At 58.1% G+C, this 391-nt stretch carries 1 pseudogene; it reads left to right on the plus strand.

The window, feature by feature from the left end:
• Nucleotides 1-391 (plus strand): annotated as a pseudogene (locus E0D98_RS26010) (phage major capsid protein); the annotation flags it as partial.

The following is a 391-nucleotide window of genomic DNA, read 5'->3' on the forward strand; positions in this document are numbered from 1 at the left end:
GTGATCCGTGTGGAGCAGAAACTGGATAAGGGGATTGGTTTCGCACGTTTTGCCAAATCGCTGGCTGCGGCTAAAGGTGTCCGCTCTGAAGCCCTGGAAGTGGCCCGTCGTCAGTATCCGGATGACAGTCGTCTGCATCATGTCCTGAAATCGGCAGTGGGCGCGGGGACCACCACGGATCCGCAGTGGGCAGGCAGCCTGTCTGAATATCAGGAATACGCACAGGACTTTATTGATTACCTGCGTCCTCAGACCATTATCGGGCGATTTGGTCAGGGCGGGATCCCTGCACTTCGTCAGGTGCCGTTCAATATCCGTGTGCACGCCCAGGTGTCGGGCGGTGCTGCCGGCTGGGTGGGTGAGGGTAAGGCAAAACCCCTGACGAAGTTTG

Source organism: Escherichia sp. KCJ4928 (genome assembly GCF_004352695.1).
GTDB lineage: Bacteria > Pseudomonadota > Gammaproteobacteria > Enterobacterales > Enterobacteriaceae > ECMA0423.